The 15,206-nt window shown below is 62.3% G+C and carries 15 protein-coding genes; 4 read left to right on the top strand and 11 right to left on the bottom strand.

What is annotated here, in order from left to right:
* The first annotated feature begins 43 nt into the window (after nt 1–43).
* Nucleotides 44–238, top strand: coding sequence for a hypothetical protein (locus tag FZZ92_RS01925; protein WP_226422448.1), 195 nt, complete (start codon nt 44–46; stop codon nt 236–238).
* A 3-nt stretch (nt 239–241) separates the two neighbouring features.
* Here FZZ92_RS01925 and FZZ92_RS01920 read toward each other — a convergent pair whose 3' ends face one another.
* Nucleotides 242–535 carry an RNA-binding protein gene (locus tag FZZ92_RS01920; protein WP_166017116.1) on the bottom strand — a complete coding sequence of 98 codons (294 nt, stop codon included), beginning with the start codon at nt 533–535 and terminating at the stop codon, nt 242–244.
* Between the two features lie 197 nt (nt 536–732).
* On the opposite strand from FZZ92_RS01920, the gene FZZ92_RS01915 reads away from it, so the two are divergent.
* Complete coding sequence (locus tag FZZ92_RS01915) at nt 733–927, top strand: hypothetical protein (protein ID WP_226398089.1); 195 nt, start codon at nt 733–735, stop codon at nt 925–927.
* Between the two features lie 20 nt (nt 928–947).
* Here FZZ92_RS01915 and FZZ92_RS01910 read toward each other — a convergent pair whose 3' ends face one another.
* From FZZ92_RS01910 to FZZ92_RS01890, 5 genes are all read right to left on the bottom strand, one after another.
* Nucleotides 948–1,196: a hypothetical protein gene (locus FZZ92_RS01910; RefSeq protein WP_226422447.1), complete on the bottom strand. Its 249-nt coding sequence runs from the start codon at nt 1,194–1,196 to the stop codon at nt 948–950.
* On the bottom strand, nt 1,196–2,977 hold the full coding sequence (locus FZZ92_RS01905; RefSeq protein WP_226422446.1) for a DEAD/DEAH box helicase: 1,782 nt from the start codon (nt 2,975–2,977) through the stop codon (nt 1,196–1,198). The genes FZZ92_RS01910 and FZZ92_RS01905 overlap by 1 nt, the downstream gene beginning before the upstream one ends.
* 105 nt (nt 2,978–3,082) lie before the next feature.
* On the bottom strand, nt 3,083–3,424 hold the full coding sequence (locus FZZ92_RS01900) for a phosphomannose isomerase type II C-terminal cupin domain (protein WP_115093026.1): 342 nt from the start codon (nt 3,422–3,424) through the stop codon (nt 3,083–3,085).
* Between the two features lie 13 nt (nt 3,425–3,437).
* Complete coding sequence (locus tag FZZ92_RS01895) at nt 3,438–5,018, bottom strand: AAA family ATPase (protein WP_226422445.1); 1,581 nt, start codon at nt 5,016–5,018, stop codon at nt 3,438–3,440.
* Complete coding sequence (locus FZZ92_RS01890) at nt 5,015–8,623, bottom strand: UvrD-helicase domain-containing protein (RefSeq protein WP_226422444.1); 3,609 nt, start codon at nt 8,621–8,623, stop codon at nt 5,015–5,017. Before FZZ92_RS01890 ends, FZZ92_RS01895 begins: the two co-directional genes overlap by 4 nt.
* A 269-nt stretch (nt 8,624–8,892) precedes the next feature.
* Here FZZ92_RS01890 and FZZ92_RS01885 point away from each other — a divergent pair, with 269 nt between their 5' ends.
* On the top strand, nt 8,893–9,039 hold the full coding sequence (locus FZZ92_RS01885; protein WP_226422443.1) for a hypothetical protein: 147 nt from the start codon (nt 8,893–8,895) through the stop codon (nt 9,037–9,039).
* Here FZZ92_RS01885 and FZZ92_RS01880 read toward each other — a convergent pair.
* The 5 genes from FZZ92_RS01880 to FZZ92_RS01860 form a co-directional block, all read right to left on the bottom strand.
* Entirely contained in the window at nt 9,036–12,275 is a 3,240-nt protein-coding gene (locus FZZ92_RS01880) for an exodeoxyribonuclease V subunit gamma (RefSeq protein WP_226422442.1), read from the bottom strand. The genes FZZ92_RS01885 and FZZ92_RS01880 overlap by 4 nt on opposite strands.
* The gene (locus FZZ92_RS01875; protein WP_226422441.1) at nt 12,269–12,949 is read right to left on the bottom strand and encodes a metallophosphoesterase; all 681 of its coding nucleotides are present in this window, start codon (nt 12,947–12,949) and stop codon (nt 12,269–12,271) included. The genes FZZ92_RS01880 and FZZ92_RS01875 overlap by 7 nt, the downstream gene beginning before the upstream one ends.
* 67 nt (nt 12,950–13,016) lie before the next feature.
* Complete coding sequence (locus FZZ92_RS01870) at nt 13,017–13,352, bottom strand: hypothetical protein (RefSeq protein ID WP_226398098.1); 336 nt, start codon at nt 13,350–13,352, stop codon at nt 13,017–13,019.
* On the bottom strand, nt 13,352–13,672 hold the full coding sequence (locus tag FZZ92_RS01865; RefSeq protein WP_115025126.1) for an MgPME-cyclase complex family protein: 321 nt from the start codon (nt 13,670–13,672) through the stop codon (nt 13,352–13,354). Before FZZ92_RS01865 ends, FZZ92_RS01870 begins: the two co-directional genes overlap by 1 nt.
* On the bottom strand, nt 13,669–14,418 hold the full coding sequence (locus FZZ92_RS01860; RefSeq protein ID WP_226398099.1) for a pyridoxine 5'-phosphate synthase: 750 nt from the start codon (nt 14,416–14,418) through the stop codon (nt 13,669–13,671). The genes FZZ92_RS01865 and FZZ92_RS01860 overlap by 4 nt, the downstream gene beginning before the upstream one ends.
* A gap of 80 nt (nt 14,419–14,498) precedes the next feature.
* Here FZZ92_RS01860 and FZZ92_RS01855 point away from each other — a divergent pair, with 80 nt between their 5' ends.
* Nucleotides 14,499–15,200: a lysophospholipid acyltransferase family protein gene (locus FZZ92_RS01855; protein ID WP_226422440.1), complete on the top strand. Its 702-nt coding sequence runs from the start codon at nt 14,499–14,501 to the stop codon at nt 15,198–15,200.
* Nucleotides 15,201–15,206: the final 6 nt, after the last annotated feature.

Below are 15,206 nucleotides of genomic sequence, written 5' to 3'. Positions count from 1 at the left end.
TCTGAAGACGCACTACAACGGAAGAACAACCGAAGGAGGTGCCATGAGCCGATCAAGGTCGTTCAACCGCTTTCACCGTTACTTGGCACGGCAAAAACGCCGTGGACTGCGGGCTGTGTTGCCGCAGCTCCAGAATCACCAAGACAACCAACTAGGCCCAGTCGACGGCAGCGCGGATCGTCTGCATCAACTGAGCCAACGTGAAATGGAGTTGGACCTGTTGGACGCCGAGGCTTAAGCCTCAGCCGCGGTAACCACCGCCGCCGCCGCCGCCACGGGGGCCGCCGGAACGCTCCCGGGGGGTGGCTTTACTCACGCGAATCATGCGGCCCATCCACTCGACGTCCTGGAGGTCGTCGATGGCTTTCTGTTCATCGGCATCGTTGGCCATCTCGACGAAGGCGAAACCGCGTTTGCGACCTGTCTCCCGATCCAAGGGAAGGCTGCAGTTTTTGACCTCGCCGTACTCAGTGAAGAGATCAACGAGGTGCTCTTGCTCCGCCTGGAACGAAAGATTGCCGATGTAGATGGTCATGGACCGTGGAACCGTTGGACTTGATCGATCGCTTGAGCCGGTTCCGAAAGCTCGGAAAGTGCCAGTGCTCAAACGTGAACCCGATGACGTTACAGGGCAGTCGTATGAAACAACACAAAAAAAAGAAGCAATTCCGAAGACCTGCCCGTGATTCGCCGTTCCACACCATTGTCAGAAGACCCTGACAGAGAAGTAAGATGACATTCGACAGCCTTTACTGCCAAGCCCTGTGCTGGACCACTGACGGGGAACTGGATCCTGGTGACAAGCTTGTGCTGCTCAACAGCCTGATTCCTCAGTCCACACCAACTGAGCAAATCGAGCTGATTCAGGTCGTGGAGAAGCTGGCCCTGCTTCAGCCTGAAGTCACCGTTCAGGTGTGCAATCTCTAACCCAAATCGAGCCCCTGGGATCAGAAGGCGTAGGCCTCAGCCGCCTTGGCCTTGCAGGAGGCCTGGGCCCCCGTGATTCCAGCCCCGTTCTGCACCTCCGCCAGGAAACAGCGGCAGGTGTCTTGCACCATGCCTTCAGGAGGAACCTTCCCAGCGCTCTGCAACTCGGCCTTGACGGCCGTTCTGCAGAACTGGGTGATCAGGCTGTTGTCCGAAGCCACTACCGAAACAGGGGCAAAGACCAGGGCAACAGCCAGAAGCTTGCGCATCAGGAGGCCTGAGTGATCTGCAGTTCGCGGTTCATCACCCGCAAGCGACGCAGATTGTTGAACACATCCTCGGGCATGCCCTTAGGCAGGTCCACCAGGCTGTGGTTATCAAAGATCTGAATGCGACCGATCATCCGTCCCTGCAGACCGGTCTCGCCAGCAATAGCCCCTACCAAGTTGCCCGGCTTCACCCGATCGCGGTGGCCCACCTCAACCCGGTAACGCTGCATGTTCTCCTCGGGAGCCCGCGCCGGTCGGTCGCGCCGCTCTCGGCGTTCTCCCCCATTCCGATCGCGGTCACGGTCGTTGCGACGGGTGTTCTGAATCCAGTCATCGTCCCCTTTACGCAGAAGCGGATCAGGACCGATCGCCAAATTGAGAGCCGCCATGGCCAGTTGCTCAGGGTTCAATTCCAGCTCAGTTGCCACCCGCTGCATCAACTCCTGAAGCAGGGCCGCTTCGTCGGCATCGGATCGTTCCGACTGAGCCGCATCACTCAAGCGCTTGCGCAGACGGTCAAGACGTCCCTGGTTGATCGCCGTGTTGCCGGGTACTTCGATCGCTTCGATCGGCTGACCGGTAGCCCGCTCGAGGTTGCGAATGAAGCGTCGTTCCCGTGGGGTCACAAACAGAACGGCTTCACCGGTCCGACCGGCCCGGCCCGTCCGGCCGATGCGGTGCACATAGGCCTCGCTATCGAACGGCATGTCGTAGTTGATCACCAAACCGATGCGCTCAACATCGAGACCGCGGGCCGCAACGTCGGTGGCCACAAGGATGTCGACCGATCCACTGCGAAGCCGCTCCACCGTGCGTTCCCGCTGGTTCTGCGGAACGTCGCCGTTGAGAACCGCCACCTGATGGCCGCCTGCTTCGAGGGTTTCGGCCACCGTCAGGGTGATCGCTTTGGTTCTGGCGAAGATGATTACACCCTCACCACCACAGGCATCCAGAACCCGTTGCAGGGCCTCGAGCTTGTGCGGCATCGGCACCGTGATCGAACGCTGGCGGATTCGCTTGCCTTCCTGATCCTTGGTGCGGATCGTGACCTCAGCAGGGTCCTTGAGGTAACGCTTGGACAGGCGACGGATCTCCGGCGGCATCGTCGCCGAGAACAGCACCACCTGCCGCTGCTCAGGCAACTGGCCAAGGATCCACTCCACATCGTCGATGAAGCCCATGCGGAGCATTTCGTCCGCTTCATCAAGCACAAGGCTTCGCAGCCCACTGGTATCGAGCGTGCCCTGCCGCATGTGATCCATCACCCGTCCAGGGGTGCCCACCACCACATCAACCCCGCGCCTGAGGGCACTGATCTGAGAGCGGAAATCCGTGCCGCCGTAGACCGCAAGCACCTTCAGGTGGGGATGGCCGGCGGAATAGGCCTTGAAGGAATCGGCCACCTGCATCGCCAGCTCCCGGGTGGGGGCAAGCACCAGGGCCTGGGGGGTTTTCTGGCCGCTCTCCAGACGCTCAAGCAACGGCAACGCAAACGCTGCTGTTTTGCCGGTGCCGGTCTGGGCCTGACCCACCAGATCACGGCCAAGCATCAGCTCGGGGAATGCCGCCTTCTGAATTGGGGACGGCTCGCTGTATCCCTTATCAGCCAAGGTGCGCATCATGGCTTCGCTAAAGCCAAAACCAGCAAAACCGGACTCCGGTTCAGACGGCGTGATGGTGGTGGTGAACACCTCAGCATTCGGTTCAGATTCCGGAAGAGCCGATGCAGAAAGATCGACTGCGCAGGCGGAATCGTCGCGCTGCTGCTGCTGTTCAGTCATAGAAGGTGGCTTCGCCTGATTGATCTCTGAAATCAGGCTCACAACCTCCCTGCAACCGAAACAGTTGCGCTCTGGTTGTGTTGCCTACGCTTCAAAGGTTGAAGTTCAATTTATCACCCGGCCGTAATCATCCTGCAGGCGTTCGATGTCGTCTTCCCGCAGATCCTCACCATGCTGAACCTCGAGAATCAGCAAATCAGTGTCGTCTGCACGGGCGCGATGCACGGCGCCGCAAGGGATGGAGAGCATGACGCCAGTGCTGGCCGGTTGCGAGTGATCACCGCAGAGCAGAGCACCTGAACCAGACACCACGGTCCAACTTTCGCTGCGGTGATGATGCCGCTGCAGAGACAACTGCTGCCCGGCCCGTACAAGCAAGCGTTTAACCAAATAGTTCTCCCCCTGGACCAACGTTTCGTACCAGCCCCAGGGACGCTCAACACGCATCAGTTCACCCGAGTCAGATCACTGTCACCAGGTCAAGGCTGACACGGGCACGGGTAATGGCTGTGTACAGCAATCGGCGTTGATGATCAGCAGCCGGTCCATCCTCCAGGGGATCAGGCCAGAGCACGATCACCCGATCCGCCTCACTGCCCTGGGCCCGATGGATGGTGAGGGCGACAGCAGGCTCCAAGCGGCGCAAACGGGCTGGATGGAAGCGGCGCACCTCCAGCTGGCCATCAGGGTCCATCACCTGAAACAGCAAACGTCGTTCGGAACCGGCCCCGATGGCAACACCGAGGTCGCCATTGGCTAAACCGAGTTCCGGTTGGTTGCTGCCGCAGATCACCGGCAACCCGACCGGCCATCGCTCGACCTTGAGCAGGGCACTCGCCCCCAGCAGCGTGCGGTGAACATCCTCAAGGCTCCAGGGCCCCCGACGGCGTGGACACAGCAGCAGGTCCTGCTCAAGGGCCTCAAACAACGACCGGGAGGCTGCCATCAGCTCCTGGTCGCTACAGCGGTCAAGGTCACGCGCCAACACCTCCAATTGTTTGAGGCGCTGCATCCAGCGCTCACGCACTAACGCCGGAAAACGACGCAAGGGGCTGGGATGCACCTGAAGATTGGCCTGTTCGGGCAAAGCAGGCAGATCCGCTGCGAATGCCGTCAGTTCCCCTTGGCGCAGCTGCTGCGCCATCTCGGCCAGGGCACCTCGGTTGCGATAGGTGCGCTCCAAATGCACCGCACCGGCGCCGAAACGGTCGCGCACCTCGGGCTGCTGAAGCCGATGCCAGACCGCTCCACTTCCTACCGGAGGCAGCTGGGCTGGATCCCCCACCAACAGCAGCCGACAAGCGCTGGGCAACGCCTCCAGCAAGGCCTGGGTCAGGGCCAGATCCAACATCGACATTTCATCGATCACCAGGAGGTCCAACTCCAAAGGGCGATGACGGTGTCTGCCGAATCCACGGCTGCCAGCCTCGAGCCAGCGGTGAAGGGTGCTGCAGGGCAACGGAGCCCGCTCGGACAGCACCGCATCCCCCAGGCGCCGGGCTGCCTTACCGGTGGGTGCCGCCAATCCGATGCGTAAGCCGGGATCGCGTGCTTCCGCCCGGGCCAGGATCTCAACCACAGTGCTGGTTTTGCCCGTGCCGGGGCCACCGCTGAGCAGCACGACAGAGGCGAGATCCAGGGCGCGCACGGCGGCGCACTGTTCAGGATTGAGACGAGCCGACAGCCCTGGGTCGGCATCGTTGAAGGGCTCCCGGAAGGAAGCATGGGCCCGCTCCACCAGCTCGTCCACCACCTGCTCCATGGCCTGCAACCAGCGACGCCAGCCCAGCCGGTCGCCCTGACGAAGCAGGGGGGAGGTCTCCCCCTGCAGCCATCCACTGGCTTCAGCAACGACCAAACGTTCCGGTGTGAGAGCCACCGTCAACTCCCCCTGCTCCAACGCCAAGACAAGGTCGCGACTGAGCTCCTCCAACTCCGGACCATCGACTTGCGGCGGAATCCGACGCCGCAAAGCGGCATGCAGACCGGCCGTAAAGCCGGAAGGCCAACCACTGTTTCCCAGGGGCAGGAGCTCCGTCACGACATCACCTCAGACAGGGCACGATCAAGAGCTGCGATGCGATCAAGCGGCACGGATTCGACGATGCGGCCAGGGCCGACAGGACCCTCTGGAGAGGCACTCATCGATCCGGGCATCCCCCGCAAGAAGCAGTAGACATACCCCCCCAGATGCCGCTCGGGGGCGTAATCCGGCAGCCGCCAACGCAGATGTCGATGCAGGGCCACCAGGTAGAGGTGCGCCTGAAGGGGGTAGTGGTGATGAAGCATCTGATCCTCCATCGCGTCCTGGGAGTAGTGATGCGGACCGCACAGCCCGGGTTCAACACCGGTGCGCCGCTCACCGATCCAGTTGCTCTTCCAGTCGAGGACCCACCAGCGCTTGTGCTGGGGGTCCTGGAACACCAGATCGATCGACCCGGTGAGAAAGCCACGACTGTTGATCGACAACGACGCCAAAGCAGGGCTGTAGGACGCACCAAAACGGGCTTGGGCATCGAAGGCAAAGGCAGCGACCAGATCGGCTGTACGCACGTGCTGAACCGGCAGATCAAAGCTGAGTTCGGGCAGGCGCTGGTCCGGGCCCAGCTGATCCAGCGACAACGACCCCAACGGTCCGCCCAGGGGCGTCTGAAGCACCTGATCCAAGCCCGTCAACACATCGTTCTGCAGGCCTGGATCGAGGCCAGCCCGCCGTAACTCGGCGGCGATCAGCTCCAGTCGTTCGCTTGGCTCCGGCGCCTCTGCTGCGGTGAAGGGGAACTGTTCGAGAATCCGATGCAGGCAATCCCCCGCCGCGGCTCCACGGGGGAAGGCCGCCAAAGGCCCTGTCTCAGACCACTCTGGTTCCGCAACTGCCGAGACAACGTCCTCGGCCCCTGGGTCACGATCGCGCCCATGCTCATGGAGCCGAATCTCGTCGGATGAGGCAATCCAGGCTGAGTAACTGGCCCGTCCCCAACTCCGATCGATGCGCTTGGGAATCGGACCCAAGGCCAACATCTCCTCCCGCAGCGGAGGCCGCCAACGCGCCCCACTGGGCAGGCTCTCCGCCAGGGGAGAGATGCGGACAGAAACCTCTCGCTCGCCCAGGGCATCACTCAGCCGTTGATCGGTCAGGCTTTCGATCGCGTCTCCAGCCGCCTCAGCATCAAAGAGCCAGGCAGGCATGGGCGAGCCCTCCTGACCAAAGGCTCGAGCCCAGATCAGGATGAGCTGGGATTTGGCTCGGGTCACCGCGACATAGGCCAGCCGCTCGGCCTCGGCCATGGCCTCCTGCTGCGCCTGTTGCGCCGCTTGCCAGCCCTCACCCCAGTGGACATCCACACGAACCAGGCACTCACCAGAACTCAGATCACGCCAAAGCGGGCCAGCAACAGCTGGGGGTGACTCCCAGAGATACGGGCAAATCACCACCGGATATTCGAGACCCTTGCTGCGGTGAACAGTGACCACGGCGATGGCGCTGTCGGCCTGATCGCTGTGGGGCTGGCGCGCTTCCGGCACGGGCCGACTGGGGTGTAACCGCTCCCGCCGCAACCAATCCGCAGCAGTGGCCACGTCCAGTCCCTGGCGGTGCATCGCTTCCTGCACCAGCCGAGCTGCCTGCTGAAGATCCCCCAACATCCGCCCCCGTTCCGACAAACCCGCCAACTGTTCCCCCTTCAGCAGGTCGGCCAGCGCTCCGAGCAGGCCCAGCCGGGGCATCAATTCAGCCAGTCCACGCAATTGCAGAGCCAGCTGATCCAACCGGTCCTGGTCCAGGCCATTTGGCGGTATGCCCATCAATCCCGAGCAGGCCAGCAAGCGCAGGCGAACGTCATCGCCCGGTTCTGCCAGCGCATCGAGGAACCACTGCAAAAGCAGGGCGGCTTCACTCTCGAGCACATCCCCCTGCGTCACCAGCCGCGTAGGGAGACCAAAGGCACCTAAGGCGCGCCGCAGCGCTTCAGCCTGCTGATGGCGGCTCACCAACACACACAGGTCAGCGGGGTTGAGGTTGTCCTGTTGCTGCAGTTGCTCCAGCACCATTGCAGCGAGGCGCTGGGGCATCTCCTCCTCCAAGGCACTGCGGGTGGATGGCAACTCGGTGGAGATCAACTGCAGTTGCAACGCCGCGGCGTCCTGTGGTGGCATTGCAGAGCTGCGGGGCTGCACCGCGGGCACTGGGAGCCCAGAGCGGGAGAGACCAGGAGCCATCAACCGGTTCAACGCCTCCATCAACGGTGCCGTCGTGCGAAAGTTGTCGAGCAGGTGATCGATCCGCTCCACCTGCTGCCGGGCTGCCATATAGGTCGCTAGATCACCGCCGCGAAAGCGGTAGATCGCTTGCTTGGGATCCCCGACCATCAACAGCAGATGGCGTTCACCATCGCCGAAGGCCCGCTGCAAGAGGCGCCACTGCACAGGGTCGGTGTCCTGAAACTCATCCACCATCACGGCCCGATAGCGCTGTTGCAGCGACGCAAGCCAAGCGACGTCGCCATCACCGGGATCCATCGCCGCCAACAATCCGGCAAAGGTGATCACACCGCGACGGCGACGGCGGCGGTCCAGCTCCTGCAAGCCTCGCTCCAGCAAGTACTGCCAGGCGCGCTCCAACGGTGCATCCCAGAGCGCTGCGATGGCGGCCTGCAATCCCGTCATCACAAGGCTGGGGTCGGTTTCACCGCACTTCCGCGCGATACGGCACCAACTGGAGGGGTGGAAGTACTCCTTCAGTGGCTTCTCATGGGATGCAATCTCCAGCAGCGAGGGAACAGCCGTCTGGACACTGAGCCACTGATTGATCTGCGCACAGCGATCGCTCTTGGGCTTGGCGGAGTAGGGGGTGGTGGAACCACATCCCTGGGCTTTCCATTGTTCCGCGGCCTGGCGGAACCCGGCATCAAGGGCGGCATGGTCCCGGTGCCAGAGCGGGAGAAAGTCCTCCCAGAGTTGCGCCACCCAGTGGTCCAGCTGCGGTGCGAGGGAGCCGTCCACATCGATTGCCGCTTCGCTGGCTCTGAAGCGCGGCTGCTGTTCACCATCGAGTTGCGCCAACCCCCTGCGGAGAGCCTGCGGGGAGAGTCCACGCTGACGTAAACCCTTGAGCTGGTCCGGCGGCAGGCTCAACAGCTCCTGTTGCCAGAGGTCCTGCACCACTTCGGCCTGAAGCGCGGTGGCATCGGGGTCGAGCTGGGGCTCCATCGCAGCACCGTTGCTGAGGGCCAAACGGCGAAGACTGCGTCGGCAAAAGCCATGAATAGTGGTGATATCAGCCCGGTCCAGCTGCTCCAGAGCCACCAGCAAGCGGCGAATCCAAAGCTGACGCGCATCCCCTGAGTCCGTTCCTGCCAGCCAATCCTCAAGAACAGGATCTGGGGCGGAAGCATCTCGACCCTGCTCCAGTTGCTCCAGACCCTGCAACGCCTGCTGCAGGCGCTGGCCGATGCGGGAACGCAGCTCTTCAGCCGCCGCATCGGTGAACGTCACCACCAACAGACTGTCGAGAGCGTGATCGGCCTCCGTAATCAGACGGAGACAGAGATGGGCCAGGGCAAAGGTTTTGCCTGTCCCAGCACTTGCCTCGAGCAAGCGGACCCCGGGACTGAGGGGGTAAGAGTTGGCATCGAAGCGCTGAGCCATGGATGAAGTCTGATCGGCACAGACCTCAAGAGCAGTGTTAACTTCTATGAAGCAGCCGGCGAAAGCTGCGAACTGGACTGGGTGCTGTCACATCCCAGAACAGAAGACGACCTGAGCGAGGGCCTGAAGAACCCTCGCTTTTTTGTGGGCTTATGAAGCGATACGACTCAACCCTTGAGAGAACAGGGGCTTGTGTCGATGCGGTGCCAGCAGCGAACAGGTTGGTGAAAAGCACCTGCGTTGTTGTGTCTCCTGAACGTCGTCAGAAATTGGCTCAGCTGCTCGTGAGCAAGGCCGCCGCTGTCGAAAGCATCGGCCAGGAACATCGGGCTTACTTCTTTCGACGTCAGGCAGGAGATCCCGTGGTGATATCGAATGAACGCATGGGCGAGATGTTGGACGAGCTTTTCGCTTAGCGAAGTTGCGCCAGGAGGGGGCCATAGAGCAGCTGACAAGCCTCTTGGAATCCGTCCTGCTCCATCAGCTGCTCCGCGGAGATCTCCGTACCAAAGCAGAGCTGCATCACAGGGGTGGTTCCTTCCTCCTGCCAGGTGGCTCGAAATCCCAGTTCCCCCGAACCTGGCTTGCGCTGCTCTTTGGCCACCATCTGCCAGCCGCTCTTCGGGGGAACCGGCCAGCACCGCACCAGGCCCTGTTGCGCCAAATCCTGAAGCTGGTGCAGCCGATCCATGGCTTCAGCCTCCGGCAACGCAGCCCAACGCAGATGCACCTCAGCTCCGGCAACCCGTGTGCTGCGGGCCACCACCGCTGAACCACCAGCAGGTGCCAGACCCTCAGCACAAAGCAGCAGATGCTGCAACCAACCGCGCATCACGGCCGCGGCCGTAAGCATGCCGGGCTGCACCACCACCTGGGTGTCCCCGGCAAAAAGCAGGGGCCTTGGCAAGCCCGCGAGGACAGGTACCTCCCGCCGGCAGGGGCCGAGCGATGCCAGCTGACGCTGCAGGGCCTGCCAACGCTGCTGCAGATCCTCCTGCTCCAGAGCAGCGCCAGCACCCGCAGGAAGCACGCCCTGGCCCGCCAGCAACTCCGTCCAATCCGGAGCCGATCCAAGAATGAATTGCTCCTCAAGCTCGTGGTTGAGCAGCAGATAGCGCTGCAAACCGTCCAGCTCGAGGGCTTCAAGGTCTTCCACAGCCTCAATGCCTTCACCTGGACGCAACCCCCGCGCCTGTAACCAGGCCTTCTGGGGCTGCTGCATCCAGGTCAGTAACGCTTCAGGGTCCAACGCCGAGACCGAGGTCGGAACGTCACCGTCTCGAGCCAGCGGTTCCCGCCAAAGCGATGACCAGGCCAGCCCCAGGGAGTCCTGGGCCGATGCTGGGGCGCGATCGAGACAACGCCTGGCCTCCAGCTGGCGTCGATCACAACTCAGCGGCGCCTCGGGTCTGAAGTTTTCAGGGGAAAGGGGGTTGGTCGCCGGAGTGATCACCAACCCCTCTGTAGAAGCGCTGGCCCGATGCAACTGCTCCTGCAGGACGGCAAGCCACTGTTCCACGGGCGCTGCTGGCGGCTGGGGTTCACCCGTGCGCTCCAGCCGACCGCACCAGCTGATCAAAAGATGACGCCGAGCGGACATCAAGGCCTCCAGCAACACGTAGCGGTCTTGGTCGCTGCTACGGGGGTCCCCCAGACTCCGTTGCTGCTCCAGCAGATGGAAGCCAGGACGCCGGCTCGGGCGAGGGAATTCAGCGCTGTCGAGCCCCATCAACACAATCACCTTGTGGGGAATCGCTCGCATCGGCTCCAGGGCGCTGATGGTGAGAGCACCACTGCGGTGACCGAAGCGGCCGCTGTCCACCGACAACGCCTCCTGCAGCACCTCCAGCGCCACGGCAGCGTCGAGGTCCAAGGGGCAGTCTTCCGCCCGCAGCCGCCACTCCTCCAGCGCCGCAGCCCAGCTCTGTAACTCGTCGGCCCAGGCTCCACCATCAGCGAACAACTCCTCCAGCAGGGACTGCAGCATCTGCACCCAGCCATGACATGGCCGGGGCTGGCGCAAGCGATCCAGCATGCGCGCCAGACGATCCAGAAGACTCCACCAACGCACCAGGCGGTCGGGGTCAAGCCCCTGCTGAAACGGTGCCGCCCCCGCCGGCGCCAGGCCCGGCTCGACCGGCAGCACCAGCCCGAGCAGCCAGCGGTCCAGACACCAGCGCAGGCTGTGCACCTCATCACTCCCCCGCTCACGGGAATCGAGCCCCCAGCGAAAACCGCTGCGTTGAAGCGTTTGGGTCATCAGCACCGCGTCCTCCGCCGTGAGTCCCTGCTGGCCCTGAAGGGCCGGGTTGGCCAGGAGACGCTCCAGACCCGTGGCGGTGAGGCGCGTGGCCGCCAGCTCCAACAGCGTGAACATCGCCATCGACAACCCAGGACTGCTCTGCTGACTGCGGTCGGTGAGGCGCCAGGGCAAATCGATACCGATGGCAGCCGAGTCGTTGAACACAGAGCTAAGCAGCGGTGCATAGCGCTCAATCTGCGGCGTCATCACCAGCACGTCCCGCGGCGCAAGATCGGGATCGGCAGCCAGCCACTGAAGAATGCGATCACGCACCAATTGCACCTCCCGCCAAGGACCCGGCGCTGCCTGAAACAGCAGCGACTGGTCGTCGGTGGAACGGGTCAACTCGGAGATGCTTTCGGCATCCACCAGCTGCTGCTGAAGCTGATCGAGCAGGGTGGGCTGACGCTCTTCAGCAGCGGCGATCTGCAGGGACCCCGCAAACAGGTCACCCTCGCGTCGCTCCCCCAGCTGCGCTTCACCGGAGCCTTCCAACAACTGCTGAAATTCAGCACCCATCCGCCCGAGAACAGCCTCCAAACGAGGCGCTTCAGCCAACCAGCCACCATCGGGAGGGGAAAGCCAGTCCTCCCCAAGTGAGGCCCGCCGACTGCCGCAACGCTGCCAGAGGTCCGGGCAAGGCGTCAGCAGGTAGATCTCCACCTCCAGAAGCCCAGACAAGGCCTGAATGAGGTCAACCTGCACGGGCGCCAGAGCGCTGATGCCGAACAGCCTCAACCGCTCCGGCAGCACGGCAGGGTCGACGTCTCCTCGCCGCAGCGAATCAACAGCCTCACGCACCTGCAGGCCAAAGGGGGCGCGGGGCAGCCGTTGGGCCAGCAGTCTCCAGAGAACGGCTTGCCAGTCATCTTCTGGCCGCGGCCGTTTCCATCGCTCCAGTTGATCTGGGCGATAGAGGGCGTAATCGTCCATGGCATCGGCGATTGATCGTGCCAGCTGCCAGCGATCCCGCGTTAACCCCGAGGTGGTTCCCTCTCGCTGGGCTAACCACACCTGAAGAGGCTGGGCGACCGGTTGCTCCAACAGTTCGGGAAGCAGCTCAAGTACAGCCCAGACCAGCTGGCCCGCCCGCCAAGGATCATCTTCCTGAGCCGGGAGATGAAGCACCTGGCGCACCAGCTGCCGCAAGCGACTGCCCGGAAACGGGAAACGCACCAGAGAGCTGATGCCATTGGCCATGGCCAGCTGCTCCCCCAGCCATCGGCTGGTGGGCCAGGTGTTGACCATCACCTCAACCGTCTCCAAAGGCCCAAGCTGCTGCTCAATCAACTGCCGAGACAGCAAGCGAGCCAAAAATTCAGCCCTGTTGCTTCGGTAAACCGTCAGCAAGAGCCTGTATTTGCAGACAGCACAGACGGTCTTTGCTGGAGATCCGAAGGCCTGGGAAAGGATGTGTCCGTTGCAGCCCCCTGAACCTGCACAACAGCATCCGTTTCCGGGCAGAACGCCGACAGACAACCGCCGTAGACCGCCCCTGTATCGATCAGCACGATGCGCTCCAGGCGCTCCACCTGGGGACGGGGCGTGTGTCCCACAACAACGAGGCCAAAACGACCGTCATAGGTCTCCCAGAACGGGTCGCGAATGGAGAGATCCGGCTGGCCATCAGCATTGAATCCGGCGTGGGTGGCGCACCAGCCGTCACCTCGATACACGAGGGGGAGCTGTTGCAGTCGCGGGAGCCACTGTCTCGCGCTGCTCTCGCCCAACTGGCCGACGGTGGCGTGTTGGCTCAAGCCTTCCTGCGATGAAGCAACAACGTGGTTCTCCAAAGCATGGATGAGATCTTGCTCGTGGTTACCGCGCAACCACGTTGCACGGCCCGTCTGGATCAGATCCCAAACCAGATCCATCGTTGCAGGGATGGCCTCACCACGGTTGATCACATCCCCGCAGAACACCAGATGGTCGTTCGGCGGCAGAATCGCAAGCAGATTGAGCAAAGGCTGGTAGCAGCCGTGCACATCTCCAATCACCCAGTGCTTGCGTCTGCTCTGGTTCAAGACAAGGCCATGGAGATCTCCCAATTCTGTCTACCCCACTGACCCCAGCAATCAACCAAAAAGCAGATCAGAACAAACCGAGAAAACGCTTGCGTTCCGGCTGTTCTGCCGAGTCTGGCTTGGCTTTTTCTGGGGTTGCTCGTCGATAACGGGGCTTGGTATCACCGACGGTGACCAGAGGGTCATTGTTTTTGAACCAAATCCAGTCACGAATCGGGGGCGTCTCGGTGAGATCGCGACGGGTCAGCCTTAACCCCAGCTTGGCCGAAGCACCCAAAAGGATGTCCACCATTGCGTCTCCATCGGCACAGGTGGCCAACGCCTTATTGGTTTTCTCAGCACCATCGAGGGCTTTGACCAGAAGTGCGATGCGCTGCTGAACAGGAAGGGAACTGGGATTCATCAGACGGCATTGGCAAGAGCATCGGGAATCACCTCGGACGGTGCCTCGAAGGAGCCCACCACGACGTATTCGAGACGCAGTTTGAGGAAGGTGATGAAGGTGGGGTCGGTGGACACCACTGCAGCAGCTGGTTGAGGGACCTTCGCCTTGACGTCAGCCATCTCTGGCGCCTCAAGAAACACCGGTTGCTTCACCAACCAGAAATCGATCTCCTTTCCCGTCTCGGCGTAGTTGCGCTGACGCTCCCGAAGCACTTCCTCCAGCGGCTCCTCCACCGTGAGGAAGCGCTCGCTGGCTGCAATGAAGTGATAGGTGGTCATCCGGGCGCCTGTCCGAAAAGGGGATCAAGGCGGGGATTCTGAACCAAAACCTTCATATCCCGCACAGCCTGTTGCAGTCCGACGGCCACTGACCGCGCCACGATGGTGTGACCGATGTTGAGTTCCTCCATGCCGGGAATGGCTGCAATTGGCTCAACGTTCTGATAAGTCAGGCCATGGCCGGCGTTGACCCGTAGACCGAACTGCCGAGCGATGGCTGTGCCTTCCTGCAACCGCGCCAACTCCTGCGGCTGGGTGGTCCAGTCGGCATCGGCATACCGTCCCGTGTGCAATTCCACCCAGCAAGCACCCGTGCTTTTGCAGGCATCAAGCTGGTTGGACTCCGGATCCACAAACAGGCTGACCGGAATGTTGGCGGCCTGAAGGGTTTGCACAAAACCACGCAGGGTGTCTTTTTGTCCTGCCACATCCAGGCCTCCCTCGGTCGTGACCTCCTCACGCCGTTCCGGCACCAGCGTGACCATGTCGGGCTTGATCCTCAGCGCAATGGCCACCATCTCCTCGGTGGCTGCCATTTCCAGGTTGAGCCTGGAGCGCACGGTTTGTCTAAGCAACTCCACATCCCGATCCTGGATATGGCGGCGATCTTCCCTCAAGTGCACGGTGATCCCATCAGCACCGCCGAGTTCGGCGAGAAGAGCCATCGACACTGGGTCTGGCTCCACGGTTCGCCTCGCTTCTCGAATGTTGGCGATGTGGTCGATATTGACGCCGAGGCTGGCCATGACGAGGCAGTCGTTGGCCGGATCCTATGCAGCTTTGCCTGGGGGCCTTAAGTTCTCAAACGTCGAATTTGTAGAGCCCGTTGCAAGCGGCCCTGGCGACCCGAGAAAGCGCCCTAAGTGTCGGAATCGACCGTTTCTGGGCCCCCCTGGCGATGTTCACCACCCAGGACCTCGCTCTGCGTCTTCAGTTTCGTGAGCGGCTGGTGCTGCATCCAGAGCATCTGCCCCATCAAGGACCGGTGATCTTGGCGCCAACGCACCGCGCCCGCTGGGATGCACTCATGCTGCCGATGGCCGCAGGCCGACGGGTCAGTGGCCGCGACTGTCGCTTCATGGTGACAACCACTGAAATGCGTGGGCTGCAGGGATGGTTTCTCCAACGGCTGGGCTGCTTTCCGGTGGACCAGGGACGACCCTCGATGACCACCTTGCGCCTCGCCATCGATCTTTTGGCCGCCGGAGAGCAGCTGGTGATGTTCCCCGAAGGCAGGATCCATCGAACCGACCAGGCCATTCAGCTGTGGCCGGGTCTGGTGCGTCTGGCTCAGCTCGCCCAGAGCCGAGGCGTTTCCGTTCCTGTCGTTCCCGTCGGGCTCGGGTACAGCCAGGCCCCACCACGGCCCTTCAGCCGGGCTGCCATTTGTTTCGGTTCCGCCCTGACGGTGCCACCAAAAGGCGAGCGTGAGGCAACACGCCAGTTCAACATCCAATTGGCTGATGCGATGCATACGGCTGAACAAGCGGCCCGTACTGCCGTTGGCCGACCACTAAAAGGCTTCTAAAGTCCG

It is taken from the genome of Synechococcus sp. MU1611, assembly GCF_020514255.1.
Lineage (GTDB): Bacteria > Cyanobacteriota > Cyanobacteriia > PCC-6307 > Cyanobiaceae > Parasynechococcus.
Note: the sequence above shows the minus strand (reverse complement) of the source record. Positions and strands in the feature narration are given on the sequence as shown.